Source organism: Amycolatopsis sp. NPDC051372 (assembly GCF_040682095.1).
Taxonomy (GTDB): Bacteria; Actinomycetota; Actinomycetes; order Mycobacteriales; family Pseudonocardiaceae; genus Amycolatopsis.
This window is the reverse complement of sequence record NZ_JBFBAF010000003.1, coordinates 213,215-234,166: the sequence shown is the minus strand read 5'-3', so window position 1 is coordinate 234,166 and position 20,952 is coordinate 213,215. Positions and strand designations below refer to the sequence as shown.

General features: G+C 69.2%; 22 protein-coding genes. 17 read left to right on the top strand and 5 right to left on the bottom strand.

Annotation, left to right across the window (positions count from 1 at the left end; translation table 11 throughout):
• The first annotated feature begins 1 nt into the window (after nt 1).
• From AB0M56_RS06770 to AB0M56_RS06745, 6 genes are all read left to right on the top strand, one after another.
• The gene (locus AB0M56_RS06770; protein ID WP_364171774.1) at nt 2-1,180 is read left to right on the top strand and encodes a glycosyltransferase 87 family protein; all 1,179 of its coding nucleotides are present in this window, start codon (nt 2-4) and stop codon (nt 1,178-1,180) included.
• A gap of 534 nt (nt 1,181-1,714) precedes the next feature.
• The gene (locus AB0M56_RS06765; RefSeq protein WP_364171772.1) at nt 1,715-3,166 is read left to right on the top strand and encodes an ATP-binding protein; all 1,452 of its coding nucleotides are present in this window, start codon (nt 1,715-1,717) and stop codon (nt 3,164-3,166) included.
• A 67-nt stretch (nt 3,167-3,233) separates the two neighbouring features.
• Nucleotides 3,234-3,647 (top strand): roadblock/LC7 domain-containing protein, encoded by a 414-nt coding sequence (locus AB0M56_RS06760; protein WP_364171770.1) that lies wholly within the window; start codon nt 3,234-3,236, stop codon nt 3,645-3,647.
• Nucleotides 3,644-4,003 (top strand): DUF742 domain-containing protein, encoded by a 360-nt coding sequence (locus AB0M56_RS06755; RefSeq protein WP_220245825.1) that lies wholly within the window; start codon nt 3,644-3,646, stop codon nt 4,001-4,003. The genes AB0M56_RS06760 and AB0M56_RS06755 overlap by 4 nt, the downstream gene beginning before the upstream one ends.
• 52 nt (nt 4,004-4,055) lie before the next feature.
• A complete protein-coding gene (locus AB0M56_RS06750) occupies nt 4,056-4,586 on the top strand; it encodes an ATP/GTP-binding protein (RefSeq protein ID WP_364172009.1) in 531 nt (176 codons plus the stop codon).
• Nucleotides 4,583-5,833, top strand: a complete 1,251-nt coding sequence (locus tag AB0M56_RS06745) for a cytochrome P450 (protein WP_364171768.1) — start codon at nt 4,583-4,585, stop codon at nt 5,831-5,833. Before AB0M56_RS06750 ends, AB0M56_RS06745 begins: the two co-directional genes overlap by 4 nt.
• Here AB0M56_RS06745 and AB0M56_RS06740 read toward each other — a convergent pair whose 3' ends face one another.
• From AB0M56_RS06740 to AB0M56_RS06725, 4 genes are all read right to left on the bottom strand, one after another.
• Nucleotides 5,834-7,048, bottom strand: coding sequence for a cytochrome P450 (locus AB0M56_RS06740; protein ID WP_364171765.1), 1,215 nt, complete (start codon nt 7,046-7,048; stop codon nt 5,834-5,836). It lies immediately after the preceding gene.
• A 218-nt stretch (nt 7,049-7,266) separates the two neighbouring features.
• Nucleotides 7,267-7,890: an isochorismatase family cysteine hydrolase gene (locus AB0M56_RS06735; RefSeq protein ID WP_364171763.1), complete on the bottom strand. Its 624-nt coding sequence runs from the start codon at nt 7,888-7,890 to the stop codon at nt 7,267-7,269.
• An 88-nt stretch (nt 7,891-7,978) separates the two neighbouring features.
• Nucleotides 7,979-8,392 (bottom strand): thioesterase family protein, encoded by a 414-nt coding sequence (locus tag AB0M56_RS06730; RefSeq protein WP_364171761.1) that lies wholly within the window; start codon nt 8,390-8,392, stop codon nt 7,979-7,981.
• The gene (locus tag AB0M56_RS06725) at nt 8,386-9,666 is read right to left on the bottom strand and encodes a hydroxyacid-oxoacid transhydrogenase (protein ID WP_364172007.1); all 1,281 of its coding nucleotides are present in this window, start codon (nt 9,664-9,666) and stop codon (nt 8,386-8,388) included. The genes AB0M56_RS06730 and AB0M56_RS06725 overlap by 7 nt, the downstream gene beginning before the upstream one ends.
• A gap of 117 nt (nt 9,667-9,783) precedes the next feature.
• Between AB0M56_RS06725 and AB0M56_RS06720 the strand changes: the two genes are divergently transcribed.
• The 4 genes from AB0M56_RS06720 (at nt 9,784) to AB0M56_RS06705 (ending at nt 12,824) form a co-directional block, all read left to right on the top strand.
• Nucleotides 9,784-11,445 (top strand): thiamine pyrophosphate-dependent enzyme, encoded by a 1,662-nt coding sequence (locus AB0M56_RS06720; RefSeq protein WP_364172006.1) that lies wholly within the window; start codon nt 9,784-9,786, stop codon nt 11,443-11,445.
• Between the two features lie 279 nt (nt 11,446-11,724).
• Entirely contained in the window at nt 11,725-11,955 is a 231-nt protein-coding gene (locus AB0M56_RS06715) for a hypothetical protein (RefSeq protein WP_364171759.1), read from the top strand.
• A gap of 224 nt (nt 11,956-12,179) precedes the next feature.
• Entirely contained in the window at nt 12,180-12,383 is a 204-nt protein-coding gene (locus tag AB0M56_RS06710; protein ID WP_013222289.1) for a cold-shock protein, read from the top strand.
• A gap of 219 nt (nt 12,384-12,602) precedes the next feature.
• Nucleotides 12,603-12,824, top strand: coding sequence for a heavy-metal-associated domain-containing protein (locus AB0M56_RS06705; RefSeq protein WP_364044573.1), 222 nt, complete (start codon nt 12,603-12,605; stop codon nt 12,822-12,824).
• Nucleotides 12,825-12,904: 80 nt separating this feature from the next.
• On the opposite strand, the gene AB0M56_RS06700 is transcribed toward AB0M56_RS06705, so the two are convergent.
• Nucleotides 12,905-13,663 carry an LLM class flavin-dependent oxidoreductase gene (locus AB0M56_RS06700; RefSeq protein WP_364171757.1) on the bottom strand — a complete coding sequence of 253 codons (759 nt, stop codon included), beginning with the start codon at nt 13,661-13,663 and terminating at the stop codon, nt 12,905-12,907.
• Between the two features lie 248 nt (nt 13,664-13,911).
• Between AB0M56_RS06700 and AB0M56_RS06695 the strand changes: the two genes are divergently transcribed.
• From AB0M56_RS06695 to AB0M56_RS06665, 7 genes are all read left to right on the top strand, one after another.
• Nucleotides 13,912-14,961, top strand: a complete 1,050-nt coding sequence (locus AB0M56_RS06695) for an NAD(+)/NADH kinase (RefSeq protein WP_364171755.1) — start codon at nt 13,912-13,914, stop codon at nt 14,959-14,961.
• Nucleotides 14,958-15,914 carry a thiamine pyrophosphate-dependent dehydrogenase E1 component subunit alpha gene (locus tag AB0M56_RS06690; RefSeq protein ID WP_364171753.1) on the top strand — a complete coding sequence of 319 codons (957 nt, stop codon included), beginning with the start codon at nt 14,958-14,960 and terminating at the stop codon, nt 15,912-15,914. The genes AB0M56_RS06695 and AB0M56_RS06690 overlap by 4 nt, the downstream gene beginning before the upstream one ends.
• A 14-nt stretch (nt 15,915-15,928) precedes the next feature.
• Nucleotides 15,929-16,942: an alpha-ketoacid dehydrogenase subunit beta gene (locus AB0M56_RS06685; RefSeq protein ID WP_364171751.1), complete on the top strand. Its 1,014-nt coding sequence runs from the start codon at nt 15,929-15,931 to the stop codon at nt 16,940-16,942.
• Nucleotides 16,942-18,084 carry an acetoin dehydrogenase dihydrolipoyllysine-residue acetyltransferase subunit gene (locus AB0M56_RS06680; RefSeq protein ID WP_364171750.1) on the top strand — a complete coding sequence of 381 codons (1,143 nt, stop codon included), beginning with the start codon at nt 16,942-16,944 and terminating at the stop codon, nt 18,082-18,084. Before AB0M56_RS06685 ends, AB0M56_RS06680 begins: the two co-directional genes overlap by 1 nt.
• 265 nt (nt 18,085-18,349) lie before the next feature.
• Complete coding sequence (locus AB0M56_RS06675) at nt 18,350-19,597, top strand: GAF domain-containing protein (protein WP_364172005.1); 1,248 nt, start codon at nt 18,350-18,352, stop codon at nt 19,595-19,597.
• A 121-nt stretch (nt 19,598-19,718) separates the two neighbouring features.
• Nucleotides 19,719-20,582, top strand: coding sequence for a helix-turn-helix transcriptional regulator (locus AB0M56_RS06670; RefSeq protein ID WP_364171748.1), 864 nt, complete (start codon nt 19,719-19,721; stop codon nt 20,580-20,582).
• Nucleotides 20,579-20,890 (top strand): DUF397 domain-containing protein, encoded by a 312-nt coding sequence (locus AB0M56_RS06665; RefSeq protein WP_364171746.1) that lies wholly within the window; start codon nt 20,579-20,581, stop codon nt 20,888-20,890. The genes AB0M56_RS06670 and AB0M56_RS06665 overlap by 4 nt, the downstream gene beginning before the upstream one ends.
• The last annotated feature ends 62 nt before the right edge of the window (nt 20,891-20,952 follow it).

The window sequence follows — 20,952 nt, the reverse complement described above, 5'->3', positions numbered from 1 at the left end:
CATGCTGCAAGAACAACCGACCAAGCGAAAACTGCTCTTCGCCGCGGCCGCGACGGTGATCGTCGGAGGAGTGCTCGCCATCGTCGGCAGCTTCGGACCCGTCGACCTGCAGGTCTACCGCTTCGGCGCCGACGCCGTCCTAAACGGCGGCGACCTCTACGGCCAGTTGCCCGCCACCACCTCCGGTTTCCCCTTGCCCTTCATCTACCCACCGTTCGCGGCCGTCGTCTTCGCGGTCATGACGCTCCCACCGCTCGCCGTCTCGGCCGTGCTGATGGACCTCGTCTCCCTCGCCGCCCTCTGGGTCACCCTCTACGCGACCGTCCGCCGCCTGAAGCCGACCTGGCGGGCCGCGCTCCCCTCCACCGCGCTCACCGTCGCCGCGCTGGCCTTCGAGCCCGTGCGCTCCACGCTCTCCTTCGGACAGATCAACCTCGTGGTCATGGCCCTCGTCGCCGTCGACATCCTCATGCTCCACCCGCGCTGGCCCCGCGGCATCGGCGTCGGCATCGCGGCCGCCATCAAGGTCACCCCGGCGGGCTTCCTGCTGTTTTTCTTGCTCACCAAGGACTTCCGCTCCGCCCGCAACGCCCTGATCGCCGGCGCCGCGGCCACCGGCCTCGGTTTCCTCGTCGCCCCTGCCGCCTCCGCGAAGTACTTCTTCGGCGGCGGCCTCACCGGCGCGGCCGGCCTCAGCGGCTCGCCCTACGCCACCAACCAGACCATCGAAGGCACGCTCCACCGCCTCAACCTGCCGCCGCTGCCGTACCACGTGCTGTGGCTGGGCATCTCCGCCTTCGTCATCGCGGCCGCCGTGGTCGTGATGCGCCGAGTGGACCCGCCGCTCGCCTTCGTGGTCAACGTGACGGCCGTCCTCGTCTTGTCACCGATTTCCTGGTCGCACCACTGGGTTTGGCTCGCCCCCGCGCTGGTCATCCTGGCCACCCGTGTCCGTACCACCCGCCAAGGCGCGGCCCTCGCCGCCGGCGCGCTCGTGTTCATCGCCGCGCCTCACACCTTCCTGCCGAACAGCGACATGCGCGAACTCGCGTGGACGCCCTGGCAGCACGTCGTCGGCGACTCCTACCTCCTGCTCGCCCTCGGCTTCCTCACCTGGCTGCTGGTCGTCACGCAACCGGCCTCGGTGCGCCTCGAAGAACCGGTACTCGCCGCCCGCTGAGGCCCATCCGCGCGCCACCGGACGCATTTCCCCACTCCTCGAACAGAATTCATAATCGCGACCGCAAAACCAAACAATTTCCCTCCCCGTCGAGTGACTACGCCAAACAATCGGTCACCCCGCCGCGAGCCCCCTAGGGCTGAGTTGCTGAACGCACTGCTCTGTTCGGGGGAATTGCCGCGCGCAACGCCCGCCCGCGCGAAAGGTCCCCGCGGCGCGCCGTGATCACACGCAGCGTCACATCGGGAAACGCGAAGAGTGGCGATCCGCCGGAAATCCCTCGTCAAACCCCTGGCGCGGAGCCCTATTAGCACCCCGCCAGGGCACTGGTGCTCGCAGCCCGGATGTGATGGCGCTAATATCCGGGTCCCGCCATCCAGACATGGGGGAGCGGCGCCACCGGCGGGAAGCGAAAACCGCGCTTCGCCGAAAGCCGTGAACCAGCGAAGAGCCCGAACAACGAGCCAGATCAACGAGCGAGACCACCAACCCGGCGCACGGCCTGCCACCAACCGGACGCGAGGACTTGAAGCCATGTCGGAACAACTGCCCGCCCGCCACGCGCAGCAGCGCGGGCGCGCCGTCCCGGCCGCGGTCGCGGTCCCGGTGACGGCGGTCGTCGCCGGTGCGCTGTGGGCGTGGGTGACGTTGGAGGTGCCCGAGCAGAGCCGGGTGCTCGTCGCGGTCGTCGCGGCCGTCACCTGGGTCGCCCTCGTCGTCGCCGTCTACCTCGCCACGCGCGGGTCGTCGGCGCTCACCGGCGCCGAGGAGCGTGCCCGCCACGCCGAGCACCGGGCGCAGGTCGAGGCCCGCCAGATGACGGCCGTCAACCTCGAGCTCTCCATGATGGTCGACCAGACCCTTCCGGCCGTGGTCAACCGTCTGCGCGACGGCACGAGCGCCGCCGACATCTACAACTCCACGCAGCTGCCGGAAGACCCGTTCCAGAACCGGATCATGCGCCTGTTCATCGACGAGGTCGCCCAGGGTGAGCGCCGCCGCGCCGCCGCCACGGCCGCGTGCGCGAACGCCGCCGGCCGCGTGCAGGCGCTGTCCACCAGCATCCTCGCCGACCTGCGCGAGATGGAGAACCACTGCCCCGAGGACATGCTCGGCGAGGTCCTCAAGGTCGACCACAGCACCGCCCAGGCCGGCCGCCTCGCCGACTCCATCGCGGTGCTCACGGGCGCGCGCTCGGGCCGCCGCTGGGCGAAGCCGATCCGCATGGAGAGCATCTTGCGCGGCGCCATGGGCCGCATCGGCGCGTACACGCGGGTGCGCATCCACTCCACCAGCGGCAGCGCCATCGCCGGGTACGCCGCCGAAGACGTGATGCACGCGCTGGCCGAGCTGATGGACAACGCCACCAAGTTCTCCGCGCCGTCGGAAGAGGTCCACGTCTACGTCGAAGACCTCCACAACGGCGCCGTGATCACCATCGAAGACGGTGGCCTCGGCATGAAGCCGCAGGCGCTCACGCGAGCCGAGATCGCCGTGGCGCAGAACGAAAAGCTCGACCTCACCACGATCTCCGGCACGCGCCTCGGCCTCGCCGTCGTCGGCCAGCTCGCCCGCAAGCACCAGCTGCACGTGTTCTTCCGCCCGTCCTCGCGCGGCGGCACCGGCGTGGTCCTGCGCATCCCCAACCACCTGATCACGCAGCCGCGCACCGACCCGTTCACGGACCCCCTCTCCGACGCCCAGCCGCGCCGCGAAGCGGTGGTCAGCGCCGTGCGCGCCGAAGAACGCGAGTCCACACGCGGCACGCTGGAACCGGTGCTCAGCGAGTCGGGCGGCCTGCCGAAGCGCCCGCGCGGGCAGACGCTCGCCGCGTCGCGCCAGCTGGCGCCGAGCCCCGGCCCGCGGCCCACCAACCGCAGCCACGGCGACAGCGGCGCCCGGTTCGGGGCCTTCCAGCAGAGCCGCACCCGCAGGGTCGCCACCAGTCCGGCCGAGTCGCAGGCGGACGCCGATGACAACGACTGAGTCCCTGCCGCACCGGAACCCCCAGATTGGAGTGAGGGGGCGCGCGTTTTCCGCCCCCGGATCCTCGATGACCCAGAACTCGAACCTCGAATGGCTCCTGGAGAACCTCGTCGGCAACACGCCGGGAGCCGTCCACGCGCTGGTGCTGTCGAAGGACGGCCTCAAGCTCTGCCACACCGCCGGCCTCACCGCCGACAAGGCCGACCAGCTGGCCGCGATCGCCGCCGGCGTGCAGGCGCTCTCGCACGGCGCGTCGGCCGAGTTCGGTGACGGCAGCGGCGGCATTCGCAACTCGATGACCGAGTTCCACGGCGGCATCCTGTTCATCGTCGAGGCCGGCATCGGCGCGCACCTCGCGGTGATCGCGGCCGAAGACGCCGACGTCGGCCTGATCGGCCACAACATGGACGAGCTGGTCGAGCAGATCGGCTCGTTCCTGACCGCCGCTCCGCGCTACGCGCAGGCCGGTCCGACGGCATGATCCGCCGCGCTGTCGAGGAAGAGGACCCCGACCGCCTCTACACGCTCACCGGCGGGCGCAGCCGCACGGAAGACCTCGAGCTCGACCTCGTCACGATCATCGTCGCCGAGTCGGCGCCGTCGGCCGGGATGCAGTCCGAGCACGTGAGGATTCTGCGGATCGCCCTGCACCCGACGTCGGTCGTCGAGCTCTCCTCGGAGCTCTCGCTGCCGGTGAGCGTCGTGAAGATCCTGGTCACGGATCTGCTCGACAGCGGCAAGGTCTCGGCCCGTCACCCCTCTTCGGCGCTGCAGCGCGCGTCCATCCCCGACTCCGAATTCCTCAAGAAGGTGCTCGTTGGACTCCGCAATCTCTGAACGCACCAATCGCGCTCCGCTGGCCGCCACGGCAGCCGACGGGCTGAAGATCGTGATCGTCGGGGGCTTCGGCGTCGGCAAGACCACGATGGTCCGGTCGGTCAGCGAGATCCGGCCGCTGAGCACCGAGGAGACGATGACGCAGGCCGGCGTCGGCATCGACCAGGGCCTGCAAGGGAAAACCACGACCACGGTCGCGTTCGACTTCGGCCGCATCAGCCTTGACGAGCGCATGGTGCTGTACTTGTTCGGCGCGCCCGGCCAGGAGCGTTTCTGGTTCCTGTGGGACCGGCTGTTCTCCGGCACGCTCGGCGCGGTGGTCCTCGTCGACACCCGGCGCCTGGCCGACTCGTGGTACGCGATCGACCGGCTCGAGCATCACGGCACGCCGTTCATCGTGGCGCGCAACAACTTCGAGCCGCCGGCCCATGATCTCGGCCAGGTCCGCGACGCGCTCGACCTCTCACCCGACGTGCCCCTGATCGACTGCGACGCGCGCCGCCGCGACTCGTCGAAGCAGGTGCTGATCTCGCTCGTCGACCACCTCTACTCGTTGTCCACCGCCCGGGAGAACCAGCCGTGACCGAACACCGGCCTGAAGTGTCCACAGAGGACTTCGTCAAGCTCTACGGCGCGCAGTTCCAGGAGGATCCGGCCACCCTCTACGGCCGGATCCGCCAGGAGTACGGCGGTGTCGCCCCGGTGTTGCTCGACGGCGACGTCCCCGCGTGGCTGGTCTGCGGCTACCGCGAGCTGCACCAGGTCACCAGCGATTCCCAGCTGTTCGCCCGCGACACGCGCCGCTGGAACCAGTGGGAGAACGTGCCGGCCGACTGGCCGCTGCTGCCCTACGTGGCGCACAACCCGTCGGTGATGTTCACCGAGGCTTTGGAACACCGCCGCCGCGCCGGCGCGATCGGCGACGCACTGTCCGCAGTGGACCAGTTCGACCTGCGTGCGCACTGCGAGCAGATCGCCGATCGGCTGATCGACACGTTCGCCGGCACCGGCGAGGCCGACCTCATCACGCAGTTCGCGATGCATATTCCCTTGCTGGCCATCGCGAAGATGTACGGCATGCCCGAGGCCGAGACGCCGGCGCTGGTGCGCGACGTCGCGATCTCTCTCGACGTCGGCCCCGACGCGATCCCGGCGTACGGGCGCGTGCAGGAGGCCATGGGCCGGCTGCTGGCGCTCAAGCACCGCCAGCCCGGCCACGACGTTCCTTCGCACATGGCCCACAACCCCGCGGGGCTCACCGACGCCGAGATCGTGCAGGACCTGCTGGTGGTCACGGCCGCCGCGCAGCAGCCGACGGCCAACTGGATCGGCAACACCATCCGGCTGATGCTCACCGACGACCGCTTCGCGATGACGCTCTCGGGCGGCCGCGGCAGTGTCGGCGAGGCCCTCAACGAGGTCCTCTGGCACGACACGCCCACCCAGAACTTCATCGGCCGCTTCGCCACGCGAGACACGCAGCTCGGCGGCCGCCGCATCCGCACCGGCGACCTGCTCGTGCTCGGCCTCGCCGCCGCGAACGCCGACCCGCACGTGCGCCCCGACCTCGCCGGCGGCGCCGTCGGGAACCACGCGCACATGTCGTTCGGCCACGGCGAGCACGGCTGCCCGCACCCCGCGCCCGAGGTCGCGGAGGTCATCGCCCGCACGACCGTCGAGGTGCTGCTCGACCGGCTGCCCGACCTGTCGCTTTCGGTACCGGACGAGGCCTTGAAGTGGCAGCGGTCGATGTGGATGCGCGGGCTGGAGTCGCTGCCCGTCACGTTCACGCCGACTTACGTCGCGAGCCACGCCGCCAGCTGGGGCTGATCAGTTGGCGCTGAACCGCACCGGCAACGCCGACGGCCCACGCGTGAACACCCCCGCTTCGTGGGTGTCCGCGTTGTCGGCGAGCCGCACGTTCGGCATCGCGTCGAGCAGCTGAGCCACGCCGACCTCGATCTCCGTCTTCGCCAGCAGCGCGCCGACGCAGAAGTGGCGGCCCAGCGCGAACGACAGGTGGTTCGCGGCCGCCGAGAACGCGGTCTCCGTCGGCAGGTCCGTGCGGAAGATGTCGAACTCGTTCGGGTTCTCGAACCGACGCGGGTCGCGGTTGGCCGCACCGATCAGGCATGTCACGGTGCTGCCGGCCGGCACGCGCTCGCCCGCGATCTCGATGTCCTCGGCGGGCTGGCGCATGATCATGTGCACCGGCGGCGTGTAGCGCAGCGTCTCTGCGAACGCCTTCGGGATCAGCCCGTGGTCGGCTTGCACGGCTTCGAGCTGCGCCGGGTTTTCCAGCAGGTTCTTGAACACACTGGCGATCGCCTTGTCGGTGGTCTCCCCACCGGCGGCGAGCAGGAGGCTGCAGAACGCCTTGATGTCCTCGTCGCTCATCCGCGTGCCGTCGACCTCGGCCGAGCACAGCGTGGAAAGCAGGTCGTCGCCGAGGTTTTCGCGGCGGGCCCGGATGATCGGGATCAGGTACTCCGCCAGCTCCTCGCGCGTGCGCACGCCGGCCGCGGCCACGTCCGGGTCCTGGCTGAGGTTACCGAGGAAGCCGATGATCGCGGTGTACCAGCGCTGGAACCGCTCGTGGTCGCTCTGGTCCAGACCAAGCATGTCCACGATCACATTGATCGGGAAGTGGCGCGCGTAGTCCTGCACCAGGTCGGCTTCGCCGCGGCCGCGGAAGCCGTCGATCAGCTGCTGCGAGTTACGCTCGATCACGGGCCGGAACTTCTGCTCCAGTTCGTTGCCGCGGAACGCCGGCACCACCAGCGCCCGCCGGATCGAGTGCTCGCGCCCGCTCATCTGCAGGATCGTGCGCCCGTGCGCGGGTTCCAGCTGCCAGCTGTAGTTGTCCGTGGTGAACACCGGCTCCCGAAACGCTCTGGCGACGTCGTCGTAGCGGGAAACGATGTAGCTCTGCATGCCTTCATGCCAGACGATGGGCTCGTCTTCCAACATGATGTCGTACGCGGAATACGGGTCGGCTGCGAATTCGGCGGAAAGGATGTCCGGCGCGTGACGTGCCGTGGTCATGGAGCTCCCTCGCTCGGGCGGTGGAGTAACCACGTTATCGACGGACGTTGCGTGTGCGGGGAAAATTAAGGCCATTGGAGCAGACCACTGATCCAGATGGATTACCAGCCGAACGTCGTTCGGTGTCTGCGCGTAGTGATCGGGGGGCCGGCGTCACTCTCTAGAGTTTTTCCGGTCAGCGGGATTACCGCCTCGGGAAGTGCCGATCCAGCCCGCGCTCAGCCCCTCGGCGCGATCGAATCCCACGTGCCGAGCAGCTGATCGACGTCCATCACCGCACCGAAGTACTCGTCGATGTTCACCAGTGCGGCGTCGTGCTCGGCCTGCGTGAAAGCCGCGCAGCAGTCGCCCATGAACGCGATGTGGTAATCGAGCATGTAACCGTGCCGCGCGGTCGATTCCACGCACACGTTCGTGCTCACGCCGGCCATCACCAGCGTCTCGGCCCTCAGCGTGCGCAGCACCGAATCCAGCCGGGTGTTCACGAACCCGCTGTACCGGTGCTTCAGCACGACGGGTTCCCCTGGCAGCGGCGCCACCTCGAACGACTCCGCGCCCCACGACCCCGCCCGGCAGACCACGCCGGAGCGGCCACCGGACCGCGCGGTCAACGCCGCCGAGTCGGTCGCTTTCTCGTGTGCCGTCTGCACGAACACGACCGGCACGTCGTGCGCTCGCGCGCCGGCCAGCAGCGCTTGCAGTCGGGGGACCATCTCCTTGGCCGCGCTCACGTCCTCGCCACGCCGGGCGCACGCGCCGTCGGGATGGCAGTAGTCGTTCTGCACGTCCACCACCACGACGGCCGCCTTGGCGGGGTTCAGCTTTTCCTCGTCGAATCGCACAGTCGCCACCTTGGTCGAGCCGCTTCGGGAGACGGGAAACCTACCGGCTGGACCACGCGGTCACCAGGAGGGTTTCCACTGGCTGAAATCAATCGGCCGTGACCAGTTCGGCCAGCGCTTCCCGTAGCTTCCCGGTCACCTCGACCGGCCGCCGCGACTCCCGGTCCACGAACACGTGCACGAACTGCCCCTCCGCCACCAGCACCTCGGCGGCGGTGTACATCCCGATCTCGTACCGCACGCTCGACCGCCCGAGGTGCGCCACCCGCAGCCCCACCCGCAACGACCCCGGGAACGACACCGAAGCGTGGTACTGGCACCGCGATTCCACGCACAGCCCGATCACCTCGCCGGCTTCGATGTCCAGCCCGCCGCGATCGATCAGCCACGTGTTGATCACCGTGTCCATCAACGAGTAGTGCACCACGTTGTTCACGTGGCCGTAGATGTCGTTGTCCTTCCACCGCAACGGAACCGTCTGCCAGAACGGGTAACTCACCACAGGTGCACCGAAGCCCGCAGGATCCCGGCCAAGTCTTCCTCGGAAGCCTCCCGCGGCGCCGTCGCCAGCAACCGCTGCTGCTTCACCGTGCCGGAGACCAACGAGTCCACATCGGACTCCGCGTACCCCACCGCGCCGATTCCCGCGGGAATCCCGATCTCCCGCATCAGGTTCACCAGCACCGCCGGCAGGTGGTCCTCGAAGTCCCCGGCCCACTCGAAGTCCGGCGCCAGCAGCCGTGCCACCCGCAGGTGCCGCTCCGGCGCGGCGGAGAACGTGAACCGGAACGCCTCGGGCGCCGTCAGCGACACCGCCATCCCGTGCGGCACCATCGCCTCGTCGCCCGGGTAACCGTCCGGGTGGAACTCCCGCACCTGCCCCGCGATCGGGTACGCGTTCGCGTGCGGGATGTGCACCCCGGCGTTGCCGAACCCCAGCCCCGCGAACGTCGCGGCCAGCGCCATCGCCTCGCGTGCCTCCAGGTCCGAACCGTCGCCCACCGCCCTGGGCAACGCCCACGACAGCAATGACAACGACTTCTCCGCGAACATGTCCGCCAACGGGTTGGACCCGCAGTACGGCACCCGCTGCTCGGGCTTCTTCCGGTCGAACGACGTGTACGGCTTCGCCGTGTAGCTCTCCGCCGCGTGACAGAGGATGTCCATCCCGGACGCGGCCGTCACCCCGGCCGGCTGCGTCACCGTCAGCCGCGGGTCCACCACCGCCAGCGTCGGCCGCAGCCGCAGGTGGCTGATCCCACTCTTCACCCGCAGTGACAACACATCGAGCACACACACCGTCGTGCTCTCCGACCCGGTCCCCGTCGTGGTCGGCACGGCCACGAGCGGCTTCAACGGGTTCGCCGGCGCCCGCCCGCCGCCCACCGGCGCGTTGACGTAGTCCATCAGCGAGCCCTCGTTGGACGTCAGCAGGTTCGCCGCCTTCGCGGTGTCGATGCTCGACCCGCCACCCACGGCCACGAACGCGTCGTACGGCCCGGTCCCGCGCGCGAAGTCCACGGCCTTCTGCATGCTCACGTCCGTCGGCTCCACGTGGACGCCGTCGAAGACTTCCGTCGCGATCCCGTACGACTCGATCCCCGAGGCGATCCGCGCCGGCCATCCCGTCGCGGCGACGGTCGGATCCGTGACCACGAGTACCCGGCGAACGCCGTACTGCGTGAGGTCGTAACCGATCTCGTCGCTGGATCCCGTGCCGTACTTCAACGCGGGCGCGCCGTAGGTGAAAACGGTTTCATGCTCGGTGGACGTCAAGGCCTGGGTCCTCGCTTCCTGCCAGCTGGCGGTCAAAGCGGACATTCGTCCCATTTTCGCGGTCATTCCCCGAAGATCACTTGACTGCGGTGAACCGTGCCGCCCTAAGCTCTCCTCATTAGATACCAAGTAGGAGCGACCGTCGCCCAGACGGCCGTGCGCATCCTGACCGAGGCCCAGGTCCGCCGGGTGTACGCGGTCGTCGGCGAAGCGTTCCTGGAGCTGCTCGACGCGTTGCAGCGCGAGCGCGAAGTGACTCTCGTCTCCGCGCGCCACGATTCGGGCGCCGCGTTCATGGCCGAAGCCGAGGGCAAGCTCACCGAGCGCCCCGCCGTGCTGCTCGCGAGCCGTGGTCCGGGCGCCGCGAACCTCGCCATCGGCGTGCAAACGGCCTACCAGGACGAGACGCCGATGGTCGTCCTCCTCGAGACGCCGGCGCTCGACCGCGCGATCACCGGTGAGCTGCCGACCTCCGACCTCACGGCCATGTTCGAGTCCATCGCGAAGTGGTGCGTACGCGCCGAAGACCCCGACGCGGTGCCGGGCCTGCTTGCCGAAGCGCTCACGCGCTGTCGCGAAGGCCGTCCGGGACCGGTTGTGCTCGGCGTGCCCAGCGACGCGTGGGGAGTCCCGTACGACTCGGCCAAGCCGGTGGCCAAGGTGCGCCCGCCGATCACCGGGACGCTGGGCCGTTCGGCCGAAGCCGTCGCCGGGCTCGTCGACGAGGCCCGCTACCCGGTGGTCATCGTCGGCGGCCGCGCGCGCTCGGCGCGAGACGAGCTGATCGCCGTCGCCGACGAGCTCGCCCTGCCCGTCTACAACGCCTTCCGCCGCCAGGACGCCTTCCCCGAGACGCACGCGCGCTACGCCGGCCACCTCGGCCTCGGCATCCCCGCGCGCCAGCTCGACGCCCTCGAACGCGCCGACCTCGTGCTCGCCCTCGGCACCCAGCTCGACGAGGTGACCACCCAGGGTTACCGCTACCCGACGTCGCAGCAGACGCTCGTGCTGGTCGGCACCGGCATCGACGAGCAGCGCCGCCGCGGCCTCACCTTCCGCGTCGACTCCGAGGTCGAACCGTTCCTGCGCGAGCTGCGCTCGATCGCGACCCCGCGCACGCGCCGCGCGTCGGCCGCCAACGCCGCCGTGCACACCTTCATGACCCCGCCCGACACGAGCGGCAACACACGTGTGCACCCCGTCGATGTGATCCGCGCCCTGCGCAAGCTCGCGCCCGAGGACACCATCGTGACCAGTGACGCGGGCAACTTCGCGCAGTTCATGCACCGCTACTGGTGCTTCACCGCGCCGCGCAGCCAGCTCGGCCCGAGCAACGCGGCCATGGGCTACGCCGTGCCCGCCGCCATCGCGGCCAAGCTCGCCGAACCGCGCCGCGCCGTCGTCGCGATGGTCGGCGACGCCGGCACGCTCATGACGGGCCAGGAGATCGAGACCGCCGTCCGCTATCGCGCGCCCGTGATGGTGGTCGTGTTTCAGAACGGCGTCCACGGGGCATTGGCCATGCACCAGGCCCGCGCGCACGGCCGGCTCTCGGGTGTCACCATCCCGCTCACGGACTTCGCGTCGTGGGCCCGCGGGCTCGGCGCCGCCGGGTACACGGTGGACGATCGCGAAGAGCTCGAGGCGATCGTCGCGAGTGCGTTGGTGCGCCAGCGTCCGTGTGTGATCGATGTGAGGACGGACCCGGATGTCGTAACGCCCGACGTCCGCCTGAGCACCTTGCTGAGCGCGGTTCGCCCGCAATCACCCGGGCAGTGATTTTTCTCCGGCGCGCCACGGGAAACGCCGGGAAAGTTCAGTGGCCGCAGGGGGGTGGCTCCGGTAGCCTGACGGTGTTCCCAGGGGTTCGCGGGAGAACCGGGATCCGGCAGTCACATGCAGAGTCACATCGGGACGCGCCGCGCACGCTTCCACAGTGCGAGGGTTACCGATTCAGTGGTCTGGTCCGGACGGGAACGGCCGGTTTCTGTCGGTGCCGGGTGACATCATCACGGCATCGCCCGCTGGGAGGCGGGTGGGAACGAGGGGAGCTTCAACATGGCCGACGAAAAGACCACGGTTTCGCGTGGTTCGTCTGCCCGCACCGCGGCGGCGCGTGCCGCCGGGGCGCGCACGGCGACGGAGCAGGTCCGCGAGACCTCGGGTGTCGTGCCGGTGCTGTTCAGCGCCGTCGCGGAGGCCCACGACGTGGCCGTCGTGGTCGGTGACCAGGACACCGGCTGGCGTTCGCCGTTCGGCGGCGGTCTGCGTCCGGCGAGTGGCGAATAGCTCACCCGGCCTGGCTCACGCCTGTTCACCAGGGTGAGTCCGGGTGGCTCGGGTTGTCCACGTGCCACAAGCTGTGCTTTACTTTCGATGGTCTCGATTTTTGTGAGTTACGCTCGCAGATATCAGCGGGCGTAGTGTCTCCTCACTCGAGGAAGCAAACCGCCCGGGTTTGACTCGGGGTGCTGATGTGGCTTCCCGTTTGGTGTTATGTATGGAGATATTTAATGACTCAGGGCACTGTGAAGTGGTTCAACTCCGAGAAGGGGTTCGGCTTCATCACCCCCGACAACGGTGGCGGCGACGTCTTCGTTCACTACAGCGAGATCCAGGGTAACGGCTTCAAGAGCCTCGAAGAGAACGCTCGCGTGGAGTTCGAGATCGGCCAGGGCCAGAAGGGCCCGCAGGCCACGTCGGTCACCGTCATCTGACCTAGACCTTCGTGAAGGGGCCGCCACCCGCGCTACGGGTGGCGGCCCTCTTTCGTTACCAGCGCTGTCGTTGCGAGCCTGGCGCGTGGCAACGCTGTCGTGTTCTTTCGCGGGCTGTCTCACGATCTGGTTTCCCTTGCCGGACAACGACTTCCGTGCCTCCAGGTCACCCCGCTATCACCCGATCGTGTCCGAGGTGGACCTCGTAGGCTGCGCGCCATGATCGAGAACGGCTACACCGTCTCCGGGATGTCCTGCGGCCACTGTGCACAGTCGGTCACCGAGGAAATCACCGAACTTCCGGGCGTCGAAAGCGTCGAGGTCGACGTCGAAACCGGCCGCGTCGTCGTGCGCAGCGCCGAAGAGCTCACCGAGGACGCCGTCCGCGGTGCCGTCGAAGAAGCGGGTTACACCTACGAAGGCACCGCGGCACTCGTCTAGCGGGTCAGAACCCGCGGATGAGAGCACTGCGTCCGCGAGCCGCTTGATGTCGTCGACGTCGTCGGTGCCCGGGTTGAAGATCAGCTCGTCCACCCGAGGTCCGCGAACGACGCCATGGTCGCCTTCAGCTTCTCGGGCGTCCCGCACACGCCGGACACGGCGAGGTCGGTGAATTCGCCCGCGCCGGCGTAGTAGTCACCTACGTTGGCGCGGCCCTTGTCGATGTCGCCGAGCGCGAAGTACGCGAGCGCCACCAGGTAGGGGTCACCGGCGCGGCCGGAGTCCTTCCACGCGGCGCGCGCCTGCTCGAAGTGGCCGGCCACGAACTGCGCCGGGGCCGAGCCGCCGATGTAGCCCTGGCCCCACTTCGCCATGCGCCTGATCGACGCCGGCGCCATGCCGCCGAAGAGTATCGGCACCTCACGGGTCCCGGCCGGCACGCCCGGGTTGTCGCCGCCGCCGACGGGCTGCCCCGTCCACATCGAACGGTACGTCTCGAGGTCGCGATCGATGCGCGCCCCGAGGCCCTTGGAGCCGAGCCCGTCCACGACGAAGTCGTCCGGGCGCACGCCGATTCCGAAGCCGACCGACAGTCGGCCACCGGACACACCGTCGATGTCCGCGAGCTCCGTGGCAAACAACGGCGCCGGCCACACCGTCGCCAGCAGGACACCACTCACGAGCCCGATCGACTTGGTCGCGCCGGCCGCCGCGGCCAGCGCCACCGTGTCCATCACGCCGGGGTAGGCGATCCGGCCGACGGTGCCCAACGAGGAAAAGCCGGACTCCTCGGCCTGCGCCGCCCACTCGGGGATGACCTGCGGGCGAACGTCGCGCACCGCTTTCCGGGGAAGGGATTTACCCGCCGGTCTGACACGATCGACCCGTTCGCCGGGGCTCGTCACCGGATCGGCGCACGTCGTGCCGCATGGTGTGCCCCTTCGTGCCTGCCTCGGGTGGGTGATTCCCCCGGCCGAGGGACTGGGCCGTCCGGGTGAGCAATCGAGCTGCAACCCTCCGCAACCCTTCCCCAATCCGGCTTTACACGGTCTGCTGAACCGGCACAAGCAGGACAAGGAGATCTGTGGTGGGCCCAGGTGTGGCGGGCATCGTCGCCAACCCGGCGTCGGGGCGGGACATCCGGCGGCTGGTGGCGCAGGCGTCTGTGTTCCCGACGGCCGAGAAGGCCAATATGGTCCAGCGCGTGCTGGCCGCGTTCGCCATCACGGGCGTCGAGAGAACGCTCGTTTCCACCGACCTCGGCGGCATTTCCGCGGCTGTGCACCGACGGCTGGGCCGCGAGCCGCTGGCGGGTGTCGAGTTCTGCGACAAAGACCCGCTCACGGGCACCGCGCAGGACACGATCAACGCCGTGCGCCGGATGGTCGATGCGGGGGCCGGCGTGATCGTCTGTCTCGGCGGCGACGGCACGGCCCGCGTCGCCGCGAAGGCGTGCGGCGAGGTGCCGCTGCTGGCGCTGTCGACCGGCACCAACAACGCCTTCCCGCAGATGCGCGAAGCGACCGTCGCTGGTCTCGCCGCCGGCTTCATCGCGAGCGGTCAGATCGACCCCGACCTGGTCACCCACCGCGTGAGCAAGCTCGAAGTCGTCACCAAGGCGCGGCGCGAGATCGCCCTGGTGGACGTCGCGGTGACCCTGAGCAAGCACGTCGGCGCGAAGGCGCTGTGGGATCCGGCGTCGCTGACCGAGCTCTACTGCACCTTCGCCGAGCCCGACGGCATCGGCCTCTCCAGCATCGCGGGCCAGCTCTGCCCGAGCCCGCGCTCCAGCGCCGACGGTGTCGCCCTCAAGCTCGGGCCCGTCGGCGTCACCCCGCACGTGGTCCACGCGCCCATCGCCCCCGGCCTGGTGAAAGCCGTCGGCGTGCGCGGCTGGGGCGTGCTCCAGCAGGGCATGCGCGTGGACCTCGCCGCGGGCGGTGGCGTGATCGCCGTCGACGGTGAACGCGAGCTCGAGCTCAAGCCAGGGGAGAGCGCGTACGTCGAGCTCCGGTCCGACGGGCCGTGGTGCGTCGACGTGCGCGCGGTGATGGCCGAAGCGGCCCAACGAGGGTTGTTGCGCACCACATCCACCGAAGGCGGTGCGCCTACGAAGGGAAAGGAGCGTCGACGATGACGGAGACCTTGCTGGAGGCCTATCGCACCATGCGCACGATCCGCGCGTTCGAGGAACGCGTGCACGAGGAGTTCGCCACCGGCGACATCCCCGGCTTCGTCCACCTCTACGCGGGCGAGGAGGCCTCGGCCACCGGCGTCTGCAGCCACCTCGACCGCCGCGACACCATCGCCAGCACCCACCGCGGCCATGGCCACTGCATCGCCAAGGGCGTGGACGTGAAGGCCATGATGGCCGAGATCTACGGCCGCACCACAGGATCTTGCCACGGCAAGGGCGGCTCGATGCACATCGCCGACCTGTCGAAGGGCATGCTCGGCGCCAACGGCATCGTCGGCGGCGGCCCGCCGCTCATCTGCGGCACCGCGCTCGCCGCGAAGCAGCAGGGCACCGGTGGCGTCGGCGTCGCCTTCTTCGGCGACGGCGCCAGCAACCAGGGCACCACGCTCGAAGCCCTCAACCTCGCTTCCGTCTGGAACCTGCCCGCGGTCTTCGTCGCCGAGAACAACGGCTACGCCGAAGCCACCTCCAGTACCTGGTCCGTTGCTTCGGACAACATCGCCGACCGTGCCGCCGGCTTCGGCATGCCGGGCGTGATCGTCGACGGCTACGACTTCTTCGCCGTGACCGAAGCCGCCGGTGAGGCCATCGACCGCGCCCGCGCCGGCGGCGGTCCCACGCTCCTGGAAATGAAGTTCACGCGCTATTTCGGCCACTTCGAGGGCGACCAGCAGGCCTACCGCGCCGACGAGGTCGCTCACGCCCGCGAAAACCTCGACTGCCTCAAGCGCTTCCGCACGCGCGTGGTCGAAAGTGGCGAGCTGTCCGAGGAAAGCCTCGACAAGGTCGACACCGAAGTCGCGAAACTTGTCGAAGAAGCCGTGGCGGAAGCCAAAGCCGCACCCAAACCCACCCGAGCCGACCTGGAGACCGACGTCTACGTCTCGTACTGAAGGGAGCGCGAGTCATGGCACGCACGATCAGCTACCGCGAAGCGATCAACGAGGCCCTCGCGCAGGAGATGCAGCGCGACGAGTCGGTGATCGTGATGGGCGAGGACAACGCCGGCGGCGCGGGCAGCCCCGGCGAGGACGACGCGTGGGGCGGCGTTCTCGGTGTCACCAAAGGACTTTTCCACCGTTTCCCCGGCCGGGTGCTCGATACACCGATCTCCGAATCGGCCTTCATCGGCGCGGCCATCGGCGCCGCGACGGCCGGCCAGCGGCCCGTGGCCGAGCTGATGTTCATCGACTTCATGGGCGTCTGCTTCGACCAGATCTTCAACCAGGCGGCCAAGTTCCGCTACATGTTCGGCGGCAACGCGCGCACGCCCGTGGTGATCCGCACGATGTACGGAGCGGGTCTGCGGGCCGCCGCCCAGCATTCCCAGTGCCTGTACCCGATCTTCACGCACATCCCGGGCCTCAAGGTCGTGGTGCCCTCCAGCCCGTACGAGGCCAAGGGCCTGCTCATCCAGTCCATTCGCGACGACGACCCCGTGATCTTCTGCGAGCACAAGGCCCTCTACGACACCTCCGGCGAAGTCCCCGAAGACAGCTACACCATTCCCTTCGGCGAAGCGAACGTCGTCCGCGACGGCGAGGACGTCACCATCGTCGCCATCGGCCGCATGGTCGGCGTCGCCGAGGAAGCCGCGCGCGAGCTGGCCTCGACCGGGGTCGAGGCCGAGGTGATCGACCCGCGCACGACCAGTCCGCTCGACACCGAGACGATCCTCGAAAGCGTCGAGAACACCGGCCGGCTCGTGATCGTCGACGAGGCTTCCCCGCGCTGCAACCTCGCCACCGACATCTCCGCGCTCGTCGCCCGCGAAGGGTTCGCATCCCTGCGCGCACCCATCGAGATGGTCACGCCGCCGCACACGCCCGTGCCCTTCTCCGATGCGCTCGAAGACCTCTACATCCCGGGCCCCCAGCAGGTGGTCAACGCGGCGAAAGCCGTGGTGGGCTGGACTCGGTGATGGCCGAGATCCAGCGCGTGACCATGCCCAAGTGGGGTCTGTCGATGAAAACGGGCCGCATCACCGACTGGCTCGCCGCCGAAGGCGAAGAAATCACCGAGGGTGACGACCTTGTCGACATCGACACCGACAAGATCACCGGCACGCTGGAGTCTCCGGGCTCCGGCGTGCTGCGCCGGGTGATCGCGCCGGCGGGGGAGGACGTGCCCGTCGGCGCGACGATCGCCCTGGTCGCGCCCACCTCCGTCGCCGACGCCGAGGTCGACGAAGCCGCCGAAACCGCGTTGCGGGAGCTGGCCGAAGGCGTGGTCGAGGAGGCGGCGGGACCGGTCACCGGCACCGTCGAGGTCGACGGCCGCACCCTCAGCTACGCCACGCTCGGTGACGCCGGCGGTTCTGATGGCGAAGTGGTGGTGCTCGTCCACGGCTACGGCGGCGACAAGAATTCCTGGCTCTTCGTCCAGGAGCCGCTCGCCGACGGCCGTACCGTCCACGCCCTCGACCTCCCCGGTCACGGCGAGTCCACCAAGGACGTCGGCGACGGCTCCCTCACCACCCTCGCCAACGCCGTCCTCGGTTTCCTCGAAACACTCAACGTCACCAAGGCGCACCTCGTCGGCCACTCGCTCGGCGGCGCCGTTGTCGTGGCCGCCGCCGCGGCGCAACCCGCGAAGGTCTCTTCGCTCACGCTGGTGGCCCCGGCCGGCTTCGGCGACCGCATCAACGCCGGTTACCTTCGCGCCTTCGCCACGGCCACGTCGAGGAGAGAGCTGAAGCCCCACCTCAGCGCCCTCTTCGCCGACCCGGACCTGGTCACGCGCCGCCTCGCCGACGACCTCCTCAAGTACAAACGCCTCGACGGCGTCGACCGAGTCCTGGAGAAACTCCTCGGCACCCTGCTCGAAGACGACGACACCCCGGCCCTGCACATCGCCCCGCTCCTGGCCCAGTACGAAGGCCCGTTCACCGTGGTCTGGGGCAGCGAAGACGCCGTCCTCCCACCCGAAAACGCGGCCGGCCTCCCGGACGTCCACTCCGTCGACGGCGCCGGCCACCTGGTCCACTTGGAGAAACCGTCGGCCGTTGTCGAGGTGGTGGTCGAGGTGGTTGCCGGGGCGACGGAGAGCTCGGCACGGCCTTGACCGACACCGTTACGGCCTTGCTCGACCCTTCCTCGACCACTGCTCGACCCTTGCTCGACTCTGTCGGTGAAGTCACCGCCCCTTCCGATCACGGCCCGGCCACCGGCACACTGGCGCCGGAGGCCGGGTGAGGAGCACCCCCACGCGGCATTCGTTGCGTGGAATGGGGCGTGGGCGCGCAGCGTCTCCGTTGAGGGTGGTGGCGGGGGCATGGATGGAGCACCGAACGCCACGGTGGGGGAGTCGGACTAGGAGCGGGTGGTTGTTGGGCCAGCAGCACCTCGAGGCAGCGTTGCCGGTCGGGGTTGACCCCCGGCGGCACGCGCGCGCTCTCGCCCGCGTCCACGAAGCCGCCATCGCGGGCGAAGCGTTGCCCAGCGCTCCGCGCTCGGTGATCAGCGAGTCCTGGTCCCGCGTGCGGCGGCTCGGCATCGACCCGGACCGCGGCGCGTCCTCGCCGATCCTCGACGCCGCCGAGCTCGAAGAACGCCGCCGCGAAAGCGGCCTCACCCCGCTGCTGCCGATACTGCGCGGCGGCCAGCTCAGCCTGGCCGAGCAGGCCGCGCACATCATGGTGATCGTCGACGCCGCCGGCCACGTCCTCTGGCGCGACGGCTCGGTCCACGTCCGCCGCCGTGCCGACCGCCTCGGGTTCGTCGAGGGCGTCGACTGGCAGGAGGAAGCCGTCGGCACCAACGCCATCGGCACGGCGCTCGTGGCTCGGCGCCCGGTGCAGGTCTACTCCGCCGAGCACTACGTCCGCGCCCAGCACGACTGGACCTGTGCCGCCGCCCCGCTGCACGACCCCCGCGACGGCCGGCTCCTCGGCGTCGTCGACCTCTCCGGCCCCGCCTCGACGGTCCACGCCACCACCCTCGCCCTCGTCGACGCCGTCGGCCGCCTCGCCGAATCCCAGCTGCGCACCACGCACCTGACCGACCTCGAACGGCTGCGCGGCATCGCGGTTCCTTTGCTGGCCAAGGTTTCCGGCCGCGTGCTGGTCACCGATCAGCACGGCTGGATCGCCACCACCACTCCCTCCGCGATCTCTGCCGCCACCGGCCTCGCGCCCGCCGGCCGCCTGCCGTTGCCCGCGTCCGTCGGCCCCGGCCCGCTGTGGCTGCCCGCCCACGGCCACTGCGTGGTCGAACCACTGCCCGGCGGCTGGCTCATTCGCTTGACCGACTCCGAAGCTGCTCCACCGACTCGGGTTTCCCTGGACCTGCGCATCCCTGGCGAACCGCTGCTCACGGTTTACGGCTCCGCGGGCGAATGGACCCACCGCGTCTCCCCGCGTCACGCGCAGCTGCTGTACGCCCTCGCCGCCCACCGAAACGGCTGCAGCGCTTCACAATTGTCCTCGGTGTTGTTCGGCGACGCGACGCGCACGGTCACCGTCCGCGCCGAGGTTTCCCGGCTGCGGCGGATCGTCGGCGGGATCATCGTCGGCCGCCCCTATCGCTTCGCCGACAACCTCGAAGTCGTCGTGCACGGTTCGGCCATCGCTGGTTGACGCTGCGGGCTAGTTTTGCCTTGCGAAGCAACGGCACGCGCGGGTTGCCCCGCGTACGCGCAACCACCATTGGTGTGAGTGATCTTTCTTGCCCGCGTGGCAAGCGGCGATGGTGTGCACCATGACCAAGCGAACTTCGGTGCGGCAGCGCCGGGTCTCCGCCGAGCTGCGGGCCTTGCGGATCAAGGCGAACCTCACGTGCCGAGAGGTTTCCGAGGGCCTCGGCTTCTCGGAGAGCAAGATCAGCCGCATGGAGACCGGCGACCGCGGCCTCTACGTCGACGACGTCTCCGCGATCCTCGGGTTCCTGCACGCTCCAACGGAGAAACGCCAGGAGCTGCTGACCCTGCTGCGCGAAGGGGAAGAGCGGAACTGGCACGAGATCCACGGCAAGTTGCCACCCAATTGGAAGCAGCTGATCCGCTTCGAGGACGAAGCAGCTGGAATCAAAAACTACGAGCCACTCTTGATTCCAGGCCTCGCGCAGACTCCCGAGTACACGCGCGCCTTGATGCAGAGCATCGATCGGCGGTTGGAGGAGCTCGATGTCGAGAAGCTGATCGCTGCGCGGGTGAGCCGCCAGCTTGTGCTCGGCCGGTTGAACGGTCCTGTCGTGCACCTGCTGATCGAAGAGGGTGTGTTGCGGCGATTGGTTGGTGGTCCAGAAGTGATGCGCGGGCAGCTGCAACACTTGCAGCTGATGGCGAATCGCTCGAATGTCACCATCCAAGTCGTGCCGTTCTCGGTCGGCGGCCACCCCGGGCTGGAAGGGCCCTTGGTCCTGCTCGACTTCGCCGCGCAGCCCACTCTCGCCTACGCGGAAACTCGCGGAGCCAGCAGCTTTCTGGAGGACGAAGCCTCCATGGCTCGCGTTCAGCATGCCTGGCGTGGCCTACTTCGCTGCGCCTTGTCACCGGCGGACTCCGCTAGTCTGATTGCCAGATTGATCGGCAATCTCAACGCGACCGAGGAGCCCGAACCATGATCGCCACCGATCCCGTCCAGGCCGCTTGGCGGAAGAGTTCCTACAGCTCCACCGAGGCCAACTGTGTCGAGGTTGGTGCCTGGCACAAGAGCTCGTACAGCACCTCCGAGTCCAACTGTGTGGAGGTCGGCGCGTGGAACAAGAGCTCCCACAGCTCCACCCAGGCGAACTGCGTTGAGGTGATTGCCACCCCGTCGGTCGAGATCGGGGTGCGAGACACGAAGGACCGTGGCGCGGGTCACCTCACCGTTTCGGCTGAAGCCTGGACCGCGTTCCTCGCCTCTGCAGCCGCCCCTGCCGGGCGCTGATCGAGATCACGTGCTGGTGACACCTTCCGGGTGAGGTTCGCCCGGCTCTCCGCGACCGGCTA

Excerpts from the sequence above, each read along its gene's own strand:
- AB0M56_RS06770 (WP_364171774.1), top strand. The coding sequence starts at position 2 with ATGCTGCAAGAACAACCGACCAAGCGAAAACTGCTCTTCGCCGCGGCC.
- AB0M56_RS06765 (WP_364171772.1), top strand. The coding sequence starts at position 1,715 with ATGTCGGAACAACTGCCCGCCCGCCACGCGCAGCAGCGCGGGCGCGCC.
- AB0M56_RS06760 (WP_364171770.1), top strand. The coding sequence starts at position 3,234 with ATGACCCAGAACTCGAACCTCGAATGGCTCCTGGAGAACCTCGTCGGC.
- AB0M56_RS06755 (WP_220245825.1), top strand. The coding sequence starts at position 3,644 with ATGATCCGCCGCGCTGTCGAGGAAGAGGACCCCGACCGCCTCTACACG.
- AB0M56_RS06740 (WP_364171765.1), bottom strand. The coding sequence starts at position 7,048 with ATGACCACGGCACGTCACGCGCCGGACATCCTTTCCGCCGAATTCGCA.
- AB0M56_RS06715 (WP_364171759.1), top strand. The coding sequence starts at position 11,725 with ATGGCCGACGAAAAGACCACGGTTTCGCGTGGTTCGTCTGCCCGCACC.
- AB0M56_RS06710 (WP_013222289.1), top strand. The coding sequence starts at position 12,180 with ATGACTCAGGGCACTGTGAAGTGGTTCAACTCCGAGAAGGGGTTCGGC.
- AB0M56_RS06705 (WP_364044573.1), top strand. The coding sequence starts at position 12,603 with ATGATCGAGAACGGCTACACCGTCTCCGGGATGTCCTGCGGCCACTGT.
- AB0M56_RS06690 (WP_364171753.1), top strand. The coding sequence starts at position 14,958 with ATGACGGAGACCTTGCTGGAGGCCTATCGCACCATGCGCACGATCCGC.
- AB0M56_RS06685 (WP_364171751.1), top strand. The coding sequence starts at position 15,929 with ATGGCACGCACGATCAGCTACCGCGAAGCGATCAACGAGGCCCTCGCG.
- AB0M56_RS06680 (WP_364171750.1), top strand. The coding sequence starts at position 16,942 with ATGGCCGAGATCCAGCGCGTGACCATGCCCAAGTGGGGTCTGTCGATG.
- AB0M56_RS06670 (WP_364171748.1), top strand. The coding sequence starts at position 19,719 with ATGACCAAGCGAACTTCGGTGCGGCAGCGCCGGGTCTCCGCCGAGCTG.
- AB0M56_RS06665 (WP_364171746.1), top strand. The coding sequence starts at position 20,579 with ATGATCGCCACCGATCCCGTCCAGGCCGCTTGGCGGAAGAGTTCCTAC.